This is a genomic window from Williamsia deligens (assembly GCF_024171765.1).
Classification (GTDB): domain Bacteria; phylum Actinomycetota; class Actinomycetes; order Mycobacteriales; family Mycobacteriaceae; genus Williamsia_A; species Williamsia_A deligens.
The window spans coordinates 53382-72712 of record NZ_JAMTCI010000001.1; the positions used below are offsets into that span (position 1 = coordinate 53382).

A 19331-nucleotide genomic window follows, 5' to 3' on the forward strand; every position below is an offset into this window, starting at 1 on the left:
GCATCGTGTGAGGGTCAAGGTTCCTCAGCTGATGTGGCGGGTCGCAGCCCAGCGGGTCAGCGCGTTCCGGTTGGACTGCTGGGTCTTGCGCAGGACGTTCGAGGCGTGGGTCTCGACGGTCTTGACCGAGATGAACAGGTCCTCGGCGATCTCCCGGTAGGTGTACCCGCGGGCGAGCAGGCGCAGCACCTCGAGTTCCCGTGGCGTCAACGAGTCCAGGTCGGGGTCCAGGTGCGGTTCGGGCATCGGCGACCGGCCGGTGAACGAGTCGAGGACGAAACCCGCCAGACGCGGACTGAACACGGCATCGCCGTCGGCGACACGGCGGATGGCGTCGGCCAGGTCGGGTCCCGCGATCGTCTTGGTCACGTACCCCCGTGCACCGGCCCGGATCGTCGCGATGACGTCCTCGGCCGCGTCGGAGACGCTGAGGGCGAGATAGACCGGTTCGACGCCGCGCCGGCTGTCGGCGACACCGCGGATCACCGCCACCCCTCCCCCGGAGGGCATGTGGACGTCGAGCAGGACGACATCGGGTGCCGTCTCGACGATCCCGGCCACCGCCTGCGCCACCGTCCCGGCCTCACCGACGATCTCGAGTCCGTCCTCCCCGGACAGCTCCGACCGCACGCCGGACCGGAACACCCCGTGGTCGTCGACGAGGAACACCGTGCGCGTGGTCATCTGTCTGCCTCTTCTGTCGTCGGATCTGGTGCGGGATCGTCGAATCCGATCCGCAGGGCGACCTCGGTGCCCCGCTCCCCCGATCGGATGTCGACGGTGCCGCCGTGTCGCTCGAGGCGCGCCCGGATGGACCGTTCGATGCCGTGGCGGTCCGGCGCCACCGTCGTCGGGTCGAATCCGCGGCCGCGGTCGCGGACGAAGACCTCGGCCGCGGATTCGCCGAACTCGGCGTAGACGTCCACCCGGCGTTGCCCGGAGTGCTTGGCCGCGTTGACGAGCGCCTCGCGGGTCGCGCCGACCAGCGCGTCACACCGGCGGCGCGTCTCGCCGACCGTCACCACGTCCACCTCGATGCCGTACCCGTCCTCCACCTCCGCGGCGACCGCCGCTAGCGCGGCCGGGAGCGCGGTGGTCTCGCCGCGCGGACCGTCGAACAGCCACCGTCGCAGTTCCCGTTCCTGACCCCGAGCGAGCCGGGCGACGTCATCGGGGTTGTCGGAACGCTTCTGGATGAGGGCGAGGGTCTGCAGGACCGAATCGTGCAGGTGCGCCGCGATCTCCTCACGTTCCGCGGTGCGGATGCGGGCCGATCGTTCGGCGTCGATGGTGCGGACCAGGCGCATCCACACCGGGATGGTCAGAAGGACACCACCGACCAGCGTCGCGGCCACCGCGAACAGCGTCGAGTTCAGTCCCCCGAACGAACGGTTGCCGGCCACGACCACGACCACGAGGCCCCCGACCACCAACACCACGCCACCCACGAGGCGCGCCCAGGTGAGCACCGACGCCGATCGACGATCCCCGAGGTCGGCCTCGCGCCACACCACCGCGGCACCGATCGCGACGACCGCCAGGGGCAGCAGGTACCCCGCCGGAGTACCCGAGGCCGTCGAGCCGACGACGACCAGACCCACCGCGCCCACCACCGCGAGTCCGAGAGCCTGCGTGCGTTCGCCCGGTCGAGGGCGGTCGGTGTCGGTGCCCGGAGGGCAGAAGAACCACAGCAACGCGTATGCCATGACGCCGGCGCCGGCGAGGACGGTCAGTCCGACGAAGACCATGCGGACGACCACAGGCCGGACGCCCAGGTGGTCGGCCACACCACCGGCCACGCCACCGACGATCCGGCCGGCGTCGCGGCGCGCGATCCGCGGCGGCGCGGGATCCGCACGCGTGTACCGGGTGGTCATGCACCGATCGTGACACGTGGGACCCGCAGCGGGCATCGGGGACAGCCCTGAGACCCCCGGGCGTGGGCGGGGACGGATATCAGGGTGGATCCCGATTCTCTCGCCGCCCGCCGCGACCGACGATGGGTCCATGAGCCCCACGACCGCTCCCCCGACCACCGACGAGCTCCACCACCTGTGGCGCACCCGCCCCGTGCGCTCCGGCGGCGACGCCATGGTCGCCGGCGTCTGCAGCGGCATCGCCCGGCGCTACCGGGTCGACCCGACACTCGTCCGGGTCGCCCTGGTCGTCGCCGCGCTGTTCGGCGGCAGCGGCGTGCTCGCCTACATCGCGGGCATGGTCGTCCTGCCGTCCGACGGCGTCGACAGGCCGCGGAGGCGGGGGCGCCCGGGGCGCGTCGGCGGGCCGCATGGCGGTTGGAAGCACGGGGGGATGGGTCGCGAGATGCACCGTCCCGGACCGGTCGTGGTGGTGATCGCGGTGGTGGTGCTGCTCGCGGTGCTCCCGAGTCCGGCGTGGGGGTCCAGTGGACTCGTCGGTGCGGTGCTGCTCCTCGTCGGCCTGTGGGCCCTGCACCGTCGCACACCCGAACCACCGGAGGGGACGTCGGCGGAGGCGCCGGTGTCGCTCACCAAACCGACCGTCGATCCCGTGACGACGCCTGCGGATCCCTCTGCCCCCGAGGACGATCCGACCGTCCGCATCACACCACCCGCATGGGATCCGTTGGGGGCCGCGCCGTTCGCGTGGGACCTGCCCGAGCCGTCGGCACCGTCACCCACCCCGGCGCGGACCCGGAGGGACACGGCCGTCGTGGCCGTCGTCGTCGGCATCGCCCTCGTGGTCGCCGCGATCGGCACCGCCCTGCGGGCCGTCGGGCTCGACGGGGTGACGCCGGTGCGCATCGTCGCCGCCACCCTGTGCGTCGTCGCGATCGGCGTGGTGGTCGGTGCGATCCGTGGGCGACGCACCGGCCTGGCCGGGATCGCTGCGCTGCTCGCGGCGGTGGTCGTGATCCTCGGTGTGGCGCAGTCGTCGCCGGGACTGCCCGGAGGGGGTGTCGGCGAACGTGTCTGGACGCCGACGTCGGAGAACGACATCGCCGAGCGCTACTCCCTGACCGTGGGGTCCGCGGAACTCGACCTGCGGTCGGTGTCGCTCTCCGCGAACCGCTCGGTGACGATGAGCGTGGGTGTCGGACAGGTGATCGTGCGGGCGCCGGAGAACATGAACATCCGCATGACCTGTCACACCACCGTCGGTGACCACACCTGTCCGGCCGGGATCTCCGGTGGCGGCGACGGCACCGCCGGACCGGTCGTCGACGTCGACGCGACGGTCACCGCCGGCGAGATCGCGGTGCGCCGTGGCTGAGAGTGAGGACCGCGGCCCCGTCGACGTGGGTCAGGTGATCGTGGGTCTGATCGCCCTGGCCGTGTCCGCATGGGGACTCATCGGCGCACCGTCGCTGCATGATTCGACCGTCGCCGTCTGGGTCGGTGTGGCTGTGGCCGCCGCCGTCGGGCTGGCCCTCGTCGTCGGTGGCGGTGTCCGAGCTCGGCGGCGCTGACCCCCTCGCCGAGCGAGCCGAGGCCCCTCGCCGAGCGTGCCGGAACCCACCGCCGAGTGGTACGGCGGTCAGAGCCGGGCGGTCACTCCCACTCGATGGTGCCCGGGGGCTTGCTCGTCACGTCGAGGACGACGCGGTTGACGTCCGCGACCTCGTTGGTGATGCGGGTGGAGATGAGCTCGAGCGTCTCGTAGGGCACGCGGGTCCAGTCCGCGGTCATCGCGTCCTCGCTGGAGACGGGCCGCAGCACGATCGGATGGCCGTACGTGCGGCCGTCGCCCTGCACGCCGACGCTGCGGACGTCGGCCAGGAGCACCACCGGACACTGCCAGATGGTGGAGTCCAGACCGGCGGCGGTGAGCTCCTCGCGGGCGATGCGGTCGGCGGCACGCAACGTCTCGAGACGTTCCGCGGTGACCTCGCCGACGATGCGGATCGCCAGACCGGGGCCCGGGAACGGTTGGCGCGCAACGATCTCCTCGGGCAGACCCAGTTCGCGCCCCACCGCGCGGACCTCGTCCTTGAACAGCAGGCGCAGCGGCTCGACCAGGGAGAACTCGAGATCCTCGGGGAGTCCGCCGACGTTGTGATGGCTCTTGATGTTCGCCGTCCCGCTGCCGCCACCCGACTCGACGACGTCGGGGTAGAGCGTCCCCTGCACGAGGAAGTCGATGGTGCCCTCACTGCCGTCGAGCACGTCGGCGACCGCACCCTCGAACGACCGGATGAACTCGCGGCCGATGATCTTGCGCTTGGTCTCCGGATCCGTCTGACCGGCCAGTTCCCGGAGGAAGGTCTCCTCGGCGTCGACGGTGACCAGTCGCGCGCCGGTGGCGGCGACGAAGTCGGTCTGCACCTGCTCACGCTCCCCTGCGCGCAGGAGTCCGTGGTCGACGAAGACACAGGTGAGCCGGTCACCGACAGCGCGTTGCACCAGCGCCGCCGCGACCGCGGAGTCGACGCCACCGGACAACCCACAGATGGCCTTGCCGTCACCGATCTGCTCACGCACCTGCTCGACGAGTGCCTCCGCGATGTTGGCGGGGGTCCAGCTCGGCTCCAGGCCCGCGATCTCGTAGAGGAACCGGGTCAGCACCTGCTGGCCGTGCGGGGTGTGCATGACCTCGGGGTGGTACTGCACCCCGGCCATGTGGCGCTCGAGGTTCTCGAACGCGGCCACCGGTGCGCCCGGCGTCGACGCGGTGACCGTGAAGCCCTCCGGTGGTTGCTGGACGGCGTCGTTGTGGCTCATCCACACCGGCTGCGATCCCGGGAGTCCGTTGTGCAGGACGGAGTCACCGATCACCGACAGCGTGGTCCGGCCGAACTCGCGGCCGCCGGTGTTGGCGACGACACCGCCGAGTCCGGCCGCCATCGCCTGGTAGCCATAACAGATGCCGAAGGCGGGCAACCCCATCGTCAACATCTCGGGGTCCAGCCCCGGCGCGTCGTCGGCGAAGACGGATGCCGGTCCGCCGGAGAGGATCAGCGCGACAGGGTTTTTCGCCCGGATCTCCTCGATGGTGGCCGTGTGCGGGATGACCTCGGAGTAGATCCGCGCCTCGCGCACACGACGTGCGATGAGCTGGGCGTACTGGGCTCCGAAATCGACGACCAGGACCGGTCGAGGGGCGGCGGCGGCGATCGGGTCGGTCTCCTGCGTCACCCGGGTGAGTCTAGGCGCTGACGTCTGCCCGCTTCACATCCGCGGTCGCCGCGCCGGCCCCGTCGAACAACGATCCGCGCTGCGGTGTGCCGCCGTGGTTCACCGCGACGATCGGGAGCCGCAGTGCACCGGGAGCATCGGCCGGGACGACCGGTGACACGGGTGCGACGACCTCGATGCGCCGGTACGGCTCACCCTGACCGGGACGACGATCCGCCTCACCCTTGTTCGGCCACAGCGCGATGGCGCGCTCGGCCTGCGCGCTGATGCTCAGCGACGGGTTGACACCCAGGTTCGCGCTGATGGCGGCACCGTCGGTGACGTGCAGGGTCGGGTAGTTCCACACGCGGTGGTACGGGTCGATGACGCCGGTCGACGGGTCGTCGGCGATGACGCACCCGCCCAGGTAGTGGGCGGTCAGTGGCATGTTGAACACGTCACCCCAGGTGCCACCGGCGAGACCGTCGAGCTTCTCGGCGGCGCGCTGGGTGGCCTCGTTGCCGGCCGGGATCCACGTCGGGTTGGGCTCACCGTGTCCCTGGCGGCTGTTGACGAAGCGGTACCTGCCGATCTTCTGGACGAACGTCGTCAGCGAGTTGTCCTTGTTCTGCATCACCAGCATGATCACGGTCCGCTGCGACCAGTCCTTCACCCAGAACAGACGACGCAGCGCGCCGGGGTTCTTGCGCAACTCGTCGAGCCACTTGAGCATGCGCGGGCGGCCGGGAGCACCGTCGGTCAGCAGGGTCTGCAGCAGCGCCATCGCGTTGGAGCCCTTGCCGTACCGGCAGGGCTCGATGTGGGTGTCGGGCGCAGGGTGGATCGACGACGTGATGGCGACACCCTCGGAGAAGTCCTCCGACGGGTCGACTTTGTGGCGCATGGCCCCGAGGATCGACTCGGAGTTCGTCCGCGTGAGGTGGCCCATCGCGTCCGACAGCTCCGGCAGGGACCCGTCGTCCTTCGCCAGGTGCAGCAGGCGCTGGGTGTTGTAGGTGCCCGCGGCGACGATGACGTGTGCGGCGGTGATCGTGCGCGGCTTACGGCCCAGTCGCGTCCAGCTGCCGGTGCGCTGTGTCTGCACCCACCACGAGTCCTTCGCACGGTTGGTGCGCAGCCCGGTGACGGTGGTGCGGTCGAGGATGACCGCACCGGCGCGCTCGGCGAGACCCAGGTAGTTCTTCATCAGGGTGTTCTTGGCGCCCACGCGGCAACCGGTCATGCACGATCCGCACTCGGTGCACGCCGTGCGGTCGGGTCCGACCCCACCGAAGTACGGGTCCGCGACGGTCTCGCCCGGGGCGCCTGTGCCGCCGGTCTTCTCACCGAAGAAGACGCCGACCGGGGTGGGACCGAAGGTGTCGCCGACCCCCATGTCGTCGGCGATCTCCTTGAGGATGCGGTCGGAGGGGGTGAACGTCGGGTTGGACACCACGCCCAGCATCCGACGGGCCTGCTCGTAGTGAGGCGTCAGCTCCGACTCCCAGTCGGTGATGTGCCCCCACTGCGGGTCGCGGAAGAACGGGGTCGGCGGCTTGTAGAGCGTGTTCGCGTAGTTCAGCGATCCACCGCCCACGCCCGCGCCGGCGAGCACCATCACGTCGCGCAGCATGTGGATGCGCTGGATGCCGAACAGTCCGAACTTCGGGGCCCACAGGAACTTGTTGAGACGCCAGCTGGTCTTCGCGAAGTCCTCGTCCTCGAAACGGCGTCCCGCCTCGACGACCGCGACGCGGTACCCCTTCTCCACCAGGCGCAGCGCGCTGACGCTGCCACCGAAACCCGATCCGATGATCAGGACGTCGTAGTCGTGGGAACCAGAGTCGGACACCGTGCCACCTCGCGAAGTCGTGTGCTCGCATCACCGGACACGACCGGGGTCGCTGTGACGCGCGCCCCATCGTACAACGCGCGTTGTCAGATGGAGGCACTCGCGGTCGACAGGTGCAGGAGGTCTTCCGACACCTCCCAGAGCCGCCGTGCGTTCGCGGCGTCGACAGCGAAGGGAGCCACCCCGTGACGGCCGTCGGCCTCCGACCGTGCACCCAGGAGGGGGGCCGGACCGCAGTCCTCCAGGTACAGGCCGCCGACCCCCTCGAGGGCGGGATGCACCGCTGCCAGCACCGTCGTCGCGGCACCCTGCCCCGGCGTCTTGAGATCCGCCGGGGCGCCGGCCGACCGCCGGGCGGCGGCGAGCACCTCCGGGTCGACGTGGCGTTGCAGTCCCGTCGCGATGCCACCCGGCATCACGGCGTTCACGCGGACGCCGGCCGCCGACCACCGTCGGTCCGCCTCGACGGCGAATAGGGCGTTCGCGGACTTCGACTGGCCGTAGGCCAGGAAGGGGTCGTATTCGACGAAGGAGAAGTCCAGGTCGTCGAACAGGACCGGACACCGCTGGTGTCCCGACGAGGTCACCGAGACGACACGCGCACCATCGGCCGCGACGAGTGCACCGCGCAGGCCCGTCGCGAGCTGGAAGTGACCCAGATGGTTGACCGCGAACTGCATCTCGACGCCGTCGCCGGTCAACACGCGGGCCGGGAGCGCCATCACGCCGGCGTTGGCGATCAGGACGTGCAGGGGTCCGCGCCACTGCTGCACGAAGGCGTCCACCGTCCCGCGGTCGGCGAGATCGAGATGACGGACCTCGACGTGGGCGGCGGGATGCGCGGCCACGATGTCCTCGGCGACCGATGCGCCTGCCGCGGTGTCCCGCACCGCCAGGACCACGTGCGCACCATGGGCGGCGAGCACCCGCGCGGTCTCGATCCCGATGCCCGAGGATGCGCCGGTCACGACGGCCGTGCGCCCGCCCAGATCGAGGCCGTCGGCGACCTCCTCTGCGGTAGTCGTGGCCCCGAAGCCGGTCGGCAGCTCGGGCGGCATCGGGTGTGGGCGCGTCGTCATCGGATCTCCTCGGTCACTGAAACGTAGTAGCCCTACGCTTCGCGCCGACGATACCAGGAAAACGGAGGAGCACTACGGTTGTCGGCATGGCCCCCGCTCGCTCCGACGCCCGTGCCAACCGTGACGCGCTCCTGACGGCGGCGTCGCGCCTGTTCGCCGACGTCGGGGCGGGCGTCCCACTGGACGCGATAGCCCGCGCGGCCGGCGTGAGCATCGCAACCCTCTACCGCCACTTCCCGAACCGCGAGGCGCTGGTCGTCGAGGTGTACCGCTCCGAGATCGACCGACTGGGCGACACCGACGGCATCCTGCGCGAGAGCGACACCGCGGCGGAGGCACTGGCCGTCTGGGTGCGACGGTTCATCGACTACGCCGACACGAAACAGGTTCTCGGCGAGGTGATCCATGCACTGCCCGACGACGAACGGCCGTCCGCGCGGGCGACGGTCACCGCAGCGATCACCCGACTGCTCGACGCGGGGCGCCGCGACGGATCGCTCCGCGACGACGTCGACGCCGACGACCTCCTGCTGATGTTCGGCGGCGTGTGGTCGCTGCCCGAGGACTCCCGTCGGCGCGAACGGGTGGACCGTCTCGCCGCGTTCGTCCTCGAGGGTCTGCGCAGGAACGCCTGACGCGTCGCCGCACCCGCTCAGGTGCGGGCGGTGAGACCGACCTTCTGGAACTCCTTGAGATCGGAGTAGCCGGTCTTCGCCATCGAACGGCGGAGTCCGCCGACGACGTTCCGGTCACCGAAGGGCACCGACGACGGACCGTGGAGGACGCACTCGAGGCTGGGGTTCTCCCCCTCGACCGCGACCTGCATCAGGGCGCCCCGGGGAAGCGACGGGTGCGCGGCGGCGGCGGTCCAGAACCACCCGCGACCGGGCGCCTCGGCCGCTGCGGCCAGCGGGGTGCCCAACATGGCGGCGTCAGCGCCACACGCGATCGCCTTCGCCAGGTCACCGGAGGTGTGGATGTCGCCGTCGGCGATGACGTGCACGTACCGGCCGCCGGTCTCGTCGAGGTACTCGCGGCGGGCGGCCGCGGCGTCGGCGATCGCCGTGGCCATCGGGACGCCGATGCCCAGCACCTCGTTCGTGGTCGTGGACCCCTCGGTGGACCCGTATCCGACGATCACGCCGGCCGCACCGGTGCGCATGAGATGCAGCGCGGTGCGGTGGTCGTGCACGCCGCCGGCGACGACGGGGATGTCGAGATCGGCGATGAACGTCTTGAGGTTCAACGGTTCCCGGTCGTTCTTGCTGACGTGTTCCGCCGAGATGATGGTGCCGTGCACGACGAGCAGGTCGATGCCTGCCGACAGCAATGTCGGGGTGAGCTCCAGCGCGTGCTGGGGGCTGACGCGGACGGCCGTGGTGACGCCGGCGTCACGGACACGGGCCACGGCCTCGCCCAGCAACGCGGTGTCGAGGGGGGCGGCGTGCAGCTCCTGCAGCCGGGCGATCGCGGCCGCGGGATCCGGGTCGCTGTCGGCGATCTCCGCGACCTCCGCGAGACGGGCGTCGGCGTCGCGGTGACGCGACCACAGCCCCTCACCGTTGAGCACCCCCAACGCACCCGACCGACCGAGGGCGATCGCCGTCTCGGGCGAGACGATGGCGTCGGTGGGGTGGGTCAGGATCGGGGTGTCGAACCGGTAGGCGTCGAGCTGCCAGGCCGTGGAGACCTCGCTGGACGACCGCGTCCGCCGGGACGGGACGATCGTGATGTCGTCGAGCTCGAACGTCTGCCGGGCGGTCCTGCCCATGCCGATGTCCACCAGGTCTCGCACCGGTGTGCCTTTCCTCGATGTCCGGCCCCGCCGCGGGGCCGGTGATCGCGCGGGTCAGCGCGAATAGTAGTTGGGCGCCTCGACGGTCATCGTGATGTCGTGGGGGTGGCTCTCCTTGAGCCCGGCCGCGGTGATCTGCACGAACCGCGCCTGCTGCAGGTGCTCGATCGTGGCGGACCCGGTGTACCCCATGGCGGCGCGCAGACCTCCGCGCAGCTGGTGGATGACCTGGGTCAGCGGCCCACGGAACGGGACCCGACCCTCGATTCCCTCGGGCACCAACTTCTCCTCCGACAGGACGTCGTCCTGGAAGTAGCGGTCCTTCGAGAACGACTTCTTCTCGCCACGGCCCTGCATCGCACCGAGCGACCCCATGCCGCGGTAGCTCTTGAACTGCTTGCCGTTCACCAGGATCAGCTCCCCGGGGGCCTCCGCGGTCCCGGCCAGCAGCGACCCCAGCATGACGGTCGACGCCCCGGCGGCCAGCGCCTTGGCGATGTCACCGGAGAACTGCAGTCCACCGTCGGCGATGACGGGCACACCGGCGCGCTTGCACACGGCGACGGCCTCCATCACCGCGGTGATCTGGGGCGCACCGACACCCGCGACGACGCGGGTGGTGCAGATCGAGCCCGGTCCGACACCGACCTTCACGGCGTCGGCGCCGGCGTCGACGAGAGCCTGTGCCGCCTCACGGGTCGCCACGTTGCCCCCGACGATCTGCACGCGGTCACCGACCTCGGCCTTCAGCTTGCTCACCATGTCGAGCACGAGCCGGTTGTGGGCATGCGCGGTGTCCACGATGATCACGTCCGCGCCGGCGTCGGTCAGGGCCATCGCGCGAGCCCACTGCGCGTCACCGGTACCGATCGCCGCGCCGACGAGCAGGCGCCCGTCGGAGTCCTTGGTGGCGTCGGGGTGCTGCTCGGTCTTCACGAAGTCCTTGACCGTGATGAGACCGGTGAGGCGTCCGTTGCCGTCGACGATCGGGAGCTTCTCCAGCTTGTTGCGACGCAGCAGTCCCAGTGCGGCCTCGGCCGACACGCCCTCCTGGGCGGTGATCAGCGGCGCCTTCGTCATCACCTCGGCCACGGGACGGTCCTGGTCGACCTCGAAGCGCATGTCGCGGTTGGTGATGATGCCGAGCAGGTTGTTGTCGTCGTCGGTCACCGGCAGACCCGAGATGCGGAACCGCGCACACATGGCGTCGACCTCGGCGAGGGTGTTGTGCGGCCGACACGTGACCGGGTCGGTCACCATCCCCGCCTCGGACCGCTTGACGGTCTCCACCTGTCCGGCCTGGTCGTCGATGGACAGGTTGCGGTGCAGGACGCCCATGCCACCGGCGCGGGCCATGGCGATCGCCATGCGCGACTCGGTGACGGTGTCCATGGCCGAACTGACGAGCGGCACCTTGAGTCGGATCTGCTTGGTCACCTGCGAGGAGGTGTCGACGTCGCTGGGGATGACGTCGGACGCGGCCGGCAGGAGCAGGACGTCGTCGAACGTGAGGCCCAGCATGGCGACCTTGTCCGGGTCGTCACCGCCGGTGTGGACCCGGGGGGTGACCGGCGTGGGGGCGTCGGATCCGGTGTCGAGGTGGGAGGTCATGGATCTGCACCCTCTCCTGGTTGCTGTGGCCCTGATGTGTGTCGGCGGTACACGGTGTGCTCGGAGCGCCTGCACGAGCCGCACCGACGCACACTCGGCGGTCCACGGGGGTAGGTAACCATCGTATAAGCCCCGACGCCGTGCCCCCGCCGCGCCTGCGCTCAGTGCTGCGAGGAAGTGGCGCCGGGCCGCTGCTGCTGGCTACGGTTGACGTGTGCGTGACCACCTGCCGCCCGGGCTGCCCCCGGATCCCTTCGCCGACGACCCCAGCGACCCGTCGGCCGCTCTGGACTCGGTGGAACCGGCGACCCCACTCGACGCCGACGAGCGGTTGGCCGTCGAGGAGGACCTGGCGGACCTCGCGGTCTACGAGGCGTTGTTGGCCAGGCACGGCGTCCGCGGGCTGGTCGTCATCTGTGACGACTGTCAGCAGGACCACTACCACGACTGGGACATGCTGCGGGCGAACCTGCTGCAGCTGCTCGTCGAGGGAACGGTCCGACCCCATGAGCCGGCCGTCGACCCCTCCCCGGACGCCTACGTCACCTGGGACTACTGCCGCGGATACGCCGACGCGGTCATGCACACCACCGACGACGCCTAGTCGTCCCCGTCTTTGACGACGCCTAGTCGACTTCCAGGTCCGACGACGCCGAGTCGTCACGCGCCACCGGACCGACGGTCCCCGCGGATCAGCCCGCGGGTGTCGTCGTGGTCGTGGTGGGTGTCTCCGACACCGGCGTGGACGGCGCGGGGCTCTGTCCGGTCGCAGGCGGCTCCGACGTCGGCGGCGTGACGGGAGCGCGCAACAGCATCCGCGGGTCCTGCGCCGAGGTCGTGGTCGGGATCGTCGGGACGGCCACCACATCGCTCGGGACCTGGATCGTCGGGAGACCCGGGACCGACGGCAGGGCCGTGATCGACGTCAACGGGTTCTGCGGGATCGGCCCGACCTGCTCGGCGAGTCGTTGCGCCCAGTCCTGCATCCGCTGACGGGAGTCGAGGCCGGACATCTTGGGGACGTCCTTCTGGGCCGCGACGAGGTATTCGGCGGCCAGGCGCTTGTCGCCTCCGGACAGGGCCTGCTCGGCCTTCTCCATGTTCGACTGGACGCTCGACGACGCGATCGTCGCGCTGGCCTCCGAGCCGAACATCGTCTCCTTCACCTTCCACAGCGGATCGCCGGGGTCGGCGTTCTGCGCGAGGACGGTCACGGCGCCGAAGGCGACGACGGCGACAGCCGCGGCACCGGCCACGTAGCGCAGTCGACGCAGCGACCCCCGGCGTGACGCCATGCGGCCGGCCGCGGCGATCTCCGCCTCGACCTCCTCGAGCGTCGGGTGCTGCGGGAACGGCTGTGCGTCGATCTCGTGACGCCACCCGGCGAGCATGCCGGCCAGCTGGTGATCGGAGTCGGTCAGTTCCCAGCCACCGGGCAGTCGGTTGCGGGACAGCGCGTCGAGCAGGGCGTCGTCGGCGCGGACGGCGGCGACGTCGAGCGGTTCGCGGTCGGCCGCGGAGGACTCCGTCGGCTCGGGGTCGGACCCGGGGAAGGCCGCGTCTCGATCTCGTCCGGTCATCGACCCTCACCTGCTCTCGTCATCTCGTTCTTCAGCTTGTTCAGTGCGCGGTGCTGGGCGACCCGTACCGCGCCTGGTGTGCTCCCGACGGCCTCGGCCGTCTCCTCCGCCGACATCCCCACCACCAGCCGCAGGACCAGGATCTCGCGTTGCTTCTCGGGCAACCGGCTGAGCAGCTCCCCCATCCGACGGCTGGCGTCGGAGTTGAGGGCCAGCTGTTCGGGCCCGTCGTCGACGTCCATCGCCTCGGGGATCGTCTCCACCGGATCGGACTTGATCCGCGCGGCCCCCCGGTGCGCGTCGGCGACCTTGTGCGCCGCGATGCCGTACACGAAGGCCATGAACGGCCGCCCCTGGTCCGAATACCTGGGCAGCGCGGTCATCACCGCCATGCAGACCTCCTGCGCCACATCGTCGGCGGACAGCGTGTGCCGTTCGCCTGCCCCCACCCTGGCCCTGCAGTACCGCACGACCAGAGGACGGACCGTCTCCAGTACGTCGGCGAGAGCCGACCGATCGCCCCGCCCTGCGGCGGCGACAGCACGGTCGAGCTCGTCACCTGTGAGAATCATCGTCGCGTCGGGGTCCCTGCGTTACATCACGGTCGGTCGGGCACAGCCGGGCCCCGCGGAAGGGCGCGCACCGCACACGCGGGCAGTCGGCGTGATGGCAAGCTTAGCCACCGTAGTGACCTGCCTCGGCCGATCACACGACCCATGCGGCGCCGACACACGCCCGTCGCGACCCGGTGTGGACCGGGCCCGGTTCACACCGTGTCGACGGAGAACTGTGCTCCCCGTGCGATCAGAGTCCGGTACGTGTCGTCGCGTCGCGCGGTCCAGATCGCTCGTCCTGCTGCGTCGCCGTTCGCGCCGCCGACGTCGCAGAGCAGGCCGGCGACCGCCCACAGCAGAGGCAGTTGGCCCAGTTCCGTGGCCCGGCGGGCGGCGTCGAGTGCGGTCGACACCGCGCGCTCGAGGTCACCGGTGGTGGACTGGCAGGCCGCGAGGAGGACCTGGGTCTTGAGGCGGTGACGCAGCGACGGACACTCGTCGAGCAGCGCCGACGCCCGCTCGGCCACGGCGAGCGCGCCGCGGGCGTCGCCACGGTAGAGATGCCACTCCGCGCGCACCCAGGCGGCCCGCAGGTGCGGACGGTCGGAGATCCACCACTCCCGCCCCAGGTGACCGCCGTCGCGGATGGAGTCCTCGACCCGGGCCAGGAGTCGATCACTCGCGGAGAGGTCACCCGTGCCCAGGTGGTCCGCGGCGAGCCCGATCGTCGCGTCCAGTCGGGTCGACAGTCGGCGCGGATCGTCGTCACGGGCACCGTCGCCGGCCAGCATCGCCAGAGCCGACCCGTCGGCGGCCGCGGCCCATCCGTGCCCGCCGGTCTGCCGACGACAGGACGCCAGGGCGGTCGCCGCGACGGCCCGACGCGTGACGCAGCGGGCTCCCCGGCTCCGACGCAGCACCTCCGTGAGGTCGTACCGGGCGCGGGCGTACCGACCCTGAGCTGCGAGGGCGATCCCGCGCAGACAGAGGTCGTCGAGGTCGGTGGCGGCCGCGACCACCGCGGGGTCGTCGACATCTGCGCCCGGGTGGGCGCCGAAAGCGACGGACGACAACGGAAAAGGGGTCATCGAGTTCCGCCCACCCTTCCAATTAGCCAGAATTTAACCTGCTCGATACATCGCTCCCGCACGCCTTCGCGTCACCTGCGCGTCACGTCGATATGTCCACGATGTGTCATCGACGGCCGGCGACGTCATCCCGGGCCACCCATTCGACACCATTTCGGACGTGCGTCCCCGGTGTCGAAGTGCCTGCTCACGGCCGTTTATGACCAGAAAATTCACCACCGATATCCGTTATTCGAACCACATCAGACCATGCCTGATCGTGGAAACACACAATTAACGAACTGCATCATCAGGAAGGGTTGCAGCCGCGATGACGCTTTGTTGACTCGTTTTCCGACGGTGCCCTACCGTGATTCCTCGACGGGCGGGACAACGGTGTTCCCGACGCCCGCACGCACGATCGGAATTCCGGTGTCGCCCCTCGCCAGGCGGCGACGTCGAGTTCACGGCATCCCCAAGGAGAGCCCCATGCCTGCACCGAATCACCTCCCCGGTCCGAACGCCGACATCTGGGACTGGCAGATGAAGGGGTTGTGCCGCGGGGTCGACTCCTCGATGTTCTTCCATCCTGACGGCGAGCGTGGCCGCGCCCGCGCCCATCGGGAACGCCGTGCCAAGGAACTCTGCCATGCCTGCCCGGTCATCGCTCAGTGCCGGGAGCACGCCCTCGCGGTGGCCGAGCCGTACGGCATCTGGGGCGGACTCTCGGAGTCCGAGCGCAGCATCCTGATGAAGCGCGGTGTCGGGCGCCGCCTCGCCGGCTGATTCTTCCGGCGCCGGCGACACCGCCGCGCCGACCGCACACCGACCACCCACGACAGAGGGGCACCCGGGTCTCCCGGGTGCCCCTCTGTCGTACATCGGCGGATGGTCATCCGCCCCGATCAGTGCGCGTGACCGTGTCCGTGCCCGGCGTCAGCGCTCTCCGACGGCTTGTCGGTGACGGCGCTCTCGGTGGTCAGGACCATGCGCGCCACCGATGCGGCGTTCACGACCGCAGAGCGGGTCACCTTCACCGGGTCGACGATGCCGTCGGCGAGGAGGTCACCGAACTGCAGGGTCGCCGCGTTGAAGCCGTGCCCCTTCTCGGCGGCCGCCACGGTCGCGGTCACCACGGCCCCGTCGACGCCGGCGTTGGTGGCGATCCAGTGCAGCGGGGCGCGGACGGCCTGTCGCACGACGGCCACGCCGAGCTTCTCGTCGCCCGAGAGCGACGCCTCGAGCTCGTCGAGGGCGGCCGCGGCCTGGACGATGGCCGAACCGCCGCCGGGGATGATGCCCTCCTCGACCGCGGCCTTGGCCGCCGCCACCGCGTCCTCGACGCGGTGCTTGCGCTCCTTGAGCGCGGTCTCGGTCGCAGCACCCACCCGGATGACGGCGACGCCGCCGGCGAGCTTGGCCAGCCGCTCGGCGAGCTTCTCCCGATCCCAGTCGGAGTCGCTCGCCTCGATCTCGCGGCGCAGCTGCTCGGACCGGGCCGCGATCGCGTCCGCGGTACCGGCACCGTCGACGATGGTCGTGGCGTCCTTGGTGACCACGACGCGACGGACCGTGCCCAGCAGGTCCAGGCCGGCCTCGGCCAGGCTCAGTCCGATGTCGGAGCTGATCACGGTGGCGTCGGTGACGACCGCCAGGTCGTCGAGGAACGCCTTGCGACGGTCACCGAAGAACGGCGCCTTCACCGCGACGACGCGCAGCGTCTTGCGGATGGCGTTGACCACGAGGGTCGAGAGCGGCTCGCCCTCGACGTCCTCGGCGATGACGAGCAACGGCTTGCCCGCCTCGGCGACCTTCTCCAGCAGCGGCAGGAAATCCGGCAGGGAGCTGATCTTCTCGCGGAAGAGGAGCACCCGCGCGTCCTCGAGCACGGCCTCCTGCGAATCGGGGTCGGTGACGAAGTACGGCGAGAGGTAGCCCTTGTCGAACTGCACGCCCTCGGTGATCTCGAGATCGGTCGACAGACCGGAGCTCTCCTCCACGGTGACGACGCCGTCGGCACCGACGGTGTCCATCGCCCGGCCGACCATCTCGCCGATCTCCGGGTCGCGGGACGAGACCGTCGCGACCTGGGCGATGGCCTCCGCACCCTCGACCGGGGTGGCGGCGGCGAGCAACGCGTCGGACAGGGCGTCGGCGGCGCGGGAGATGCCCGAACCCAGGGCGATGGGGTTGGCGCCGGCGGTCACGTTGCGCAGCCCGGTGTGGATGATGGCCTGAGCGAGGACGGTCGCGGTGGTCGTGCCGTCACCGGCGACGTCGTTGGTCTTGGTCGCGACGGACTTCACCAGCTGGGCGCCGAGGTCCTCGAAGGGATCGGACAGGTCGATCTCACGGGCGATCGAGACACCGTCGTTGGTCACCGTCGGGCCGCCGAACGACTTCGCCAGCACCACGTGCCGGCCCCGCGGGCCGAGGGTCACCTTGACCGTGTCCGCGAGCTTGTCGACGCCGCGCTCGAGCGCGCGCCGCGCGTCGTCGGAGAATGCGAGTTGCTTGGGCATGGATCTTCGCTCCTGAAGGGTGTGCGGGAACGATTCCGCCCCGGTACCTGCTGATCAGGACCGGGGCGGAATTCGTGAGGTCTTACTTGCCGACGACCGCGAGGACGTCGCGGGCCGACAGGATCAGGTACTCCTCACCGGCGTACTTGATCTCGGTGCCGCCGTACTTCGAGTAGATGACGGTGTCACCTTCCTTGACGTCGACCGGCACACGGTTGCCCTGCTCGGTCACACGACCCTCGCCCACGGCGATGACGGTGCCCTCCTGAGGCTTCTCCTTGGCCGTGTCGGGGATGACCAGGCCGGAGGCGGTCGTCGTCTCGGCCTCGTTGGCCTGGACGAGGATCTTGTCCTCGAGCGGCTTGATGTTCACGCTCGCCACGATGTGAGCCCTCCACTTTCAGCAGATCGGGTCAGGCGGTGCGCCTGGCCCGGTTGTCGATGAGTTCCACGCTTGAGGCTCCGCGCTCGGTCCCGTCGTCGCGGGTGCCGGAACCGCACTCGGTGCCGATTGGCACTCTATACATGCGAGTGCCAGCACTCAAGTACTGCCGAGTGCCAGCACCCGCATGATCACGAGCCGCGGTTCAGCTCGTCTCGACGACCTCCCGACGACGGCGCCGGAGACCGATCACGACGAGGCTGTAGACCATCGCCACGATCGACAGCCCGGAGATCACCATGATCGCGGTGTCCACGCCGCCGGGCAGGGCGCCGGGGGCGACCGTGACCCGGGAACTGGTGACGATCGCCGTCACCACGGCGAGCATGATCGCGCCGCCCACCTGCACCGACGTGTTCACCAGCCCGGACGCGAGGCCCTGCTCGTGGTCGGCGACGCCCGAGGTCGCCTGGGCGTTCACGGCGGGGAAGCACAAAGCGAAACCCACGCCGAGAAGGATGATCGTGGGCAGCAGGAACTGTGCGTACCCCTGCCCCGGTGCGGTGCGCAGGAACAGCAGGTACCCGGCGACGAACGCCGTCAGCCCGACCGCGATGAGGACGGGCGTCGCGATGCGGGCCAGCACCCGGTCCATACCGGTCGCGCTGATGGCGACCAGGAGCCCCGCCGGCAGGAACCCGAGAGCCATGGCGATGGGCGACCACCCGAGCGTGTTCTGCAGATAGATGGTCACCAGGAACTGGAAGGCGACGTAGCCACCGAACATCGCCGCCGCGGCGACGTTGGCGTGCACGAGCGTCGCGGACCGCAGGATGCCCAGGCGCAGCAGCGGCGCGCCGTGCCGTCGCTCCACGACCACGAACGCGGCGAACAGCGCGGCGGCGACCACGAAGAGCACGACCGTCTGCGTGCTGGTCCACCCCGACGACGGGGCCTGGACGACCGCGTACACGAGCGCGAGCAACGCCCCGGTACTGGTCAGCGCGCCGGCGAGGTCGAACTGGGCGAAGCGCACCCGGGTGCGCGCGGACCGCGGGATCACACGGACCCCGGCGAGGAGCAGCGCCGCCGCGATCGGCCCCGGGAACAGCAGGGTCGCCTGCCACGACACCTCGGTGAGCAGTCCGCCGAAGACGAGCCCCAGCGAGAAGCCGCTGGCGCCGCAGACGGTGTAGATGCTCAGGGCCTTGTTGCGTGCGGGCCCCTCGGCGAACGTCGTCGTGATGATCGACAGGCCGGCGGGGACGGTGAAGGCCGCGGCCACTCCCTTGACGAAGCGCAGGGCGATGATGGCCTGGTCGACCTGCACGAACGCGCTGACCACGGATGCGGTGGCGAAGACCGCCAACGCCCAGAGGAACACCCTCCGTCGCCCGAAGAGGTCGCTCGCGCGTCCGCCCAGGAGCAGGAAGCCGCCGTACCCCAGCACGTACCCGGACACGATCCACTGCAGTTGCGATTGCGTCATCGAGAGATCGGCCCCGATGGACGGCAGGGCCACGCCCACCATCGAGACGTCGAGACCGTCCAGGAACAGCACACCCGCCAGGACCACGAGCAGGATCCAGGTCCGGGCGGCCCATCCCCCGCCGGTCGTGACGGTCAGGTGCGCGGGCGTCGCACCTGACCCGTCGTCCGTCGCGTCTTCTCGTCGTGTCCCCGCGTGCCGATCCCCAGCCTTCCGGGCTGCGGTGGTGTCCACCGCATCGACGGTCGGCCAGGGCTCCCCCGGGCGGATGTCTTCGAGTCTCACAGTCATGGCGGGAACTATATGC

The 19331-nt window shown here is 70.5% G+C and carries 18 protein-coding genes; 5 read left to right on the top strand and 13 right to left on the bottom strand.

Features of this window, described 5'->3' with window-relative positions:
• Positions 1–24: 24 nt before the first annotated feature.
• Together LX14_RS00250 and LX14_RS00255 are read right to left on the bottom strand one after the other, a co-directional pair.
• Positions 25–684, bottom strand: a complete 660-nt coding sequence (locus tag LX14_RS00250; protein ID WP_253645296.1) for a response regulator — start codon at positions 682–684, stop codon at positions 25–27.
• A complete protein-coding gene (locus LX14_RS00255) occupies positions 681–1877 on the bottom strand; it encodes an ATP-binding protein (protein WP_253645297.1) in 1197 nt (398 codons plus the stop codon). Before LX14_RS00255 ends, LX14_RS00250 begins: the two co-directional genes overlap by 4 nt.
• A 130-nt stretch (positions 1878–2007) precedes the next feature.
• On the opposite strand from LX14_RS00255, the gene LX14_RS00260 reads away from it, so the two are divergent.
• Together LX14_RS00260 and LX14_RS00265 are read left to right on the top strand one after the other, a co-directional pair.
• The gene (locus tag LX14_RS00260) at positions 2008–3252 is read left to right on the top strand and encodes a PspC domain-containing protein (RefSeq protein WP_253645298.1); all 1245 of its coding nucleotides are present in this window, start codon (positions 2008–2010) and stop codon (positions 3250–3252) included.
• A complete protein-coding gene (locus LX14_RS00265; protein ID WP_253645299.1) occupies positions 3245–3448 on the top strand; it encodes a hypothetical protein in 204 nt (67 codons plus the stop codon). The genes LX14_RS00260 and LX14_RS00265 overlap by 8 nt, the downstream gene beginning before the upstream one ends.
• 82 nt (positions 3449–3530) lie before the next feature.
• Here the strand turns inward: LX14_RS00265 and guaA are convergent, their stop codons facing one another.
• The 3 genes from guaA to LX14_RS00280 form a co-directional block, all read right to left on the bottom strand.
• A complete protein-coding gene (guaA, locus tag LX14_RS00270) occupies positions 3531–5114 on the bottom strand; it encodes a glutamine-hydrolyzing GMP synthase (RefSeq protein ID WP_253645300.1) in 1584 nt (527 codons plus the stop codon).
• Positions 5115–5124: 10 nt separating this feature from the next.
• Complete coding sequence (locus LX14_RS00275) at positions 5125–6945, bottom strand: GMC oxidoreductase (protein ID WP_253645301.1); 1821 nt, start codon at positions 6943–6945, stop codon at positions 5125–5127.
• Between the two features lie 86 nt (positions 6946–7031).
• Positions 7032–8024, bottom strand: coding sequence for an SDR family NAD(P)-dependent oxidoreductase (locus LX14_RS00280; RefSeq protein ID WP_253645302.1), 993 nt, complete (start codon positions 8022–8024; stop codon positions 7032–7034).
• Positions 8025–8110: 86 nt separating this feature from the next.
• On the opposite strand from LX14_RS00280, the gene LX14_RS00285 reads away from it, so the two are divergent.
• Positions 8111–8659, top strand: a complete 549-nt coding sequence (locus tag LX14_RS00285) for a TetR/AcrR family transcriptional regulator (protein ID WP_253645303.1) — start codon at positions 8111–8113, stop codon at positions 8657–8659.
• Positions 8660–8676: 17 nt separating this feature from the next.
• Here LX14_RS00285 and LX14_RS00290 read toward each other — a convergent pair whose 3' ends face one another.
• Both LX14_RS00290 and guaB read right to left on the bottom strand, forming a co-directional pair.
• Positions 8677–9819 (bottom strand): GuaB3 family IMP dehydrogenase-related protein, encoded by a 1143-nt coding sequence (locus tag LX14_RS00290; RefSeq protein WP_253645304.1) that lies wholly within the window; start codon positions 9817–9819, stop codon positions 8677–8679.
• A 54-nt stretch (positions 9820–9873) separates the two neighbouring features.
• Complete coding sequence (gene guaB / locus LX14_RS00295) at positions 9874–11430, bottom strand: IMP dehydrogenase (protein WP_301283136.1); 1557 nt, start codon at positions 11428–11430, stop codon at positions 9874–9876.
• Between the two features lie 214 nt (positions 11431–11644).
• Here guaB and LX14_RS00300 point away from each other — a divergent pair, with 214 nt between their 5' ends.
• The gene (locus LX14_RS00300) at positions 11645–12034 is read left to right on the top strand and encodes a DUF5319 domain-containing protein (protein ID WP_253645305.1); all 390 of its coding nucleotides are present in this window, start codon (positions 11645–11647) and stop codon (positions 12032–12034) included.
• 88 nt (positions 12035–12122) lie between these two features.
• On the opposite strand, the gene LX14_RS00305 is transcribed toward LX14_RS00300, so the two are convergent.
• From LX14_RS00305 to LX14_RS00315, 3 genes are all read right to left on the bottom strand, one after another.
• Positions 12123–13010 carry an anti-sigma-D factor RsdA gene (locus LX14_RS00305; RefSeq protein WP_253645306.1) on the bottom strand — a complete coding sequence of 296 codons (888 nt, stop codon included), beginning with the start codon at positions 13008–13010 and terminating at the stop codon, positions 12123–12125.
• Positions 13007–13582 carry a sigma-70 family RNA polymerase sigma factor gene (locus LX14_RS00310; RefSeq protein WP_253645307.1) on the bottom strand — a complete coding sequence of 192 codons (576 nt, stop codon included), beginning with the start codon at positions 13580–13582 and terminating at the stop codon, positions 13007–13009. The genes LX14_RS00305 and LX14_RS00310 overlap by 4 nt, the downstream gene beginning before the upstream one ends.
• A gap of 194 nt (positions 13583–13776) precedes the next feature.
• The gene (locus LX14_RS00315; RefSeq protein ID WP_253645308.1) at positions 13777–14652 is read right to left on the bottom strand and encodes a tetratricopeptide repeat-containing protein; all 876 of its coding nucleotides are present in this window, start codon (positions 14650–14652) and stop codon (positions 13777–13779) included.
• 468 nt (positions 14653–15120) lie between these two features.
• On the opposite strand from LX14_RS00315, the gene LX14_RS00320 reads away from it, so the two are divergent.
• Complete coding sequence (locus LX14_RS00320; RefSeq protein ID WP_253645309.1) at positions 15121–15417, top strand: WhiB family transcriptional regulator; 297 nt, start codon at positions 15121–15123, stop codon at positions 15415–15417.
• Between the two features lie 119 nt (positions 15418–15536).
• Here the strand turns inward: LX14_RS00320 and groL are convergent, their stop codons facing one another.
• The 3 genes from groL to LX14_RS00335 form a co-directional block, all read right to left on the bottom strand.
• On the bottom strand, positions 15537–17153 hold the full coding sequence (gene groL, locus LX14_RS00325; protein WP_253645310.1) for a chaperonin GroEL: 1617 nt from the start codon (positions 17151–17153) through the stop codon (positions 15537–15539).
• A gap of 82 nt (positions 17154–17235) precedes the next feature.
• On the bottom strand, positions 17236–17535 hold the full coding sequence (groES, locus tag LX14_RS00330; RefSeq protein WP_253645311.1) for a co-chaperone GroES: 300 nt from the start codon (positions 17533–17535) through the stop codon (positions 17236–17238).
• 205 nt (positions 17536–17740) lie between these two features.
• Positions 17741–19315, bottom strand: coding sequence for an MFS transporter (locus LX14_RS00335; protein WP_253645312.1), 1575 nt, complete (start codon positions 19313–19315; stop codon positions 17741–17743).
• Positions 19316–19331: the final 16 nt, after the last annotated feature.

Bases quoted from the DNA above. Each gene is read 5' to 3' on its own strand.
- LX14_RS00255 (WP_253645297.1), bottom strand. From the start codon at position 1,877: ATGACCACCCGGTACACGCGTGCGGATCCCGCGCCGCCGCGGATCGCG.
- LX14_RS00250 (WP_253645296.1), bottom strand. From the start codon at position 684: ATGACCACGCGCACGGTGTTCCTCGTCGACGACCACGGGGTGTTCCGG.
- LX14_RS00310 (WP_253645307.1), bottom strand. From the start codon at position 13,582: ATGATTCTCACAGGTGACGAGCTCGACCGTGCTGTCGCCGCCGCAGGG.
- groL (WP_253645310.1), bottom strand. From the start codon at position 17,153: ATGCCCAAGCAACTCGCATTCTCCGACGACGCGCGGCGCGCGCTCGAG.
- LX14_RS00260 (WP_253645298.1), top strand. From the start codon at position 2,008: ATGAGCCCCACGACCGCTCCCCCGACCACCGACGAGCTCCACCACCTG.
- LX14_RS00315 (WP_253645308.1), bottom strand. From the start codon at position 14,652: ATGACCCCTTTTCCGTTGTCGTCCGTCGCTTTCGGCGCCCACCCGGGC.
- LX14_RS00335 (WP_253645312.1), bottom strand. From the start codon at position 19,315: ATGACTGTGAGACTCGAAGACATCCGCCCGGGGGAGCCCTGGCCGACC.
- LX14_RS00305 (WP_253645306.1), bottom strand. From the start codon at position 13,010: ATGACCGGACGAGATCGAGACGCGGCCTTCCCCGGGTCCGACCCCGAG.
- LX14_RS00280 (WP_253645302.1), bottom strand. From the start codon at position 8,024: ATGACGACGCGCCCACACCCGATGCCGCCCGAGCTGCCGACCGGCTTC.
- guaB (WP_301283136.1), bottom strand. From the start codon at position 11,430: ATGACCTCCCACCTCGACACCGGATCCGACGCCCCCACGCCGGTCACC.
- LX14_RS00320 (WP_253645309.1), top strand. From the start codon at position 15,121: ATGCCTGCACCGAATCACCTCCCCGGTCCGAACGCCGACATCTGGGAC.
- LX14_RS00285 (WP_253645303.1), top strand. From the start codon at position 8,111: ATGGCCCCCGCTCGCTCCGACGCCCGTGCCAACCGTGACGCGCTCCTG.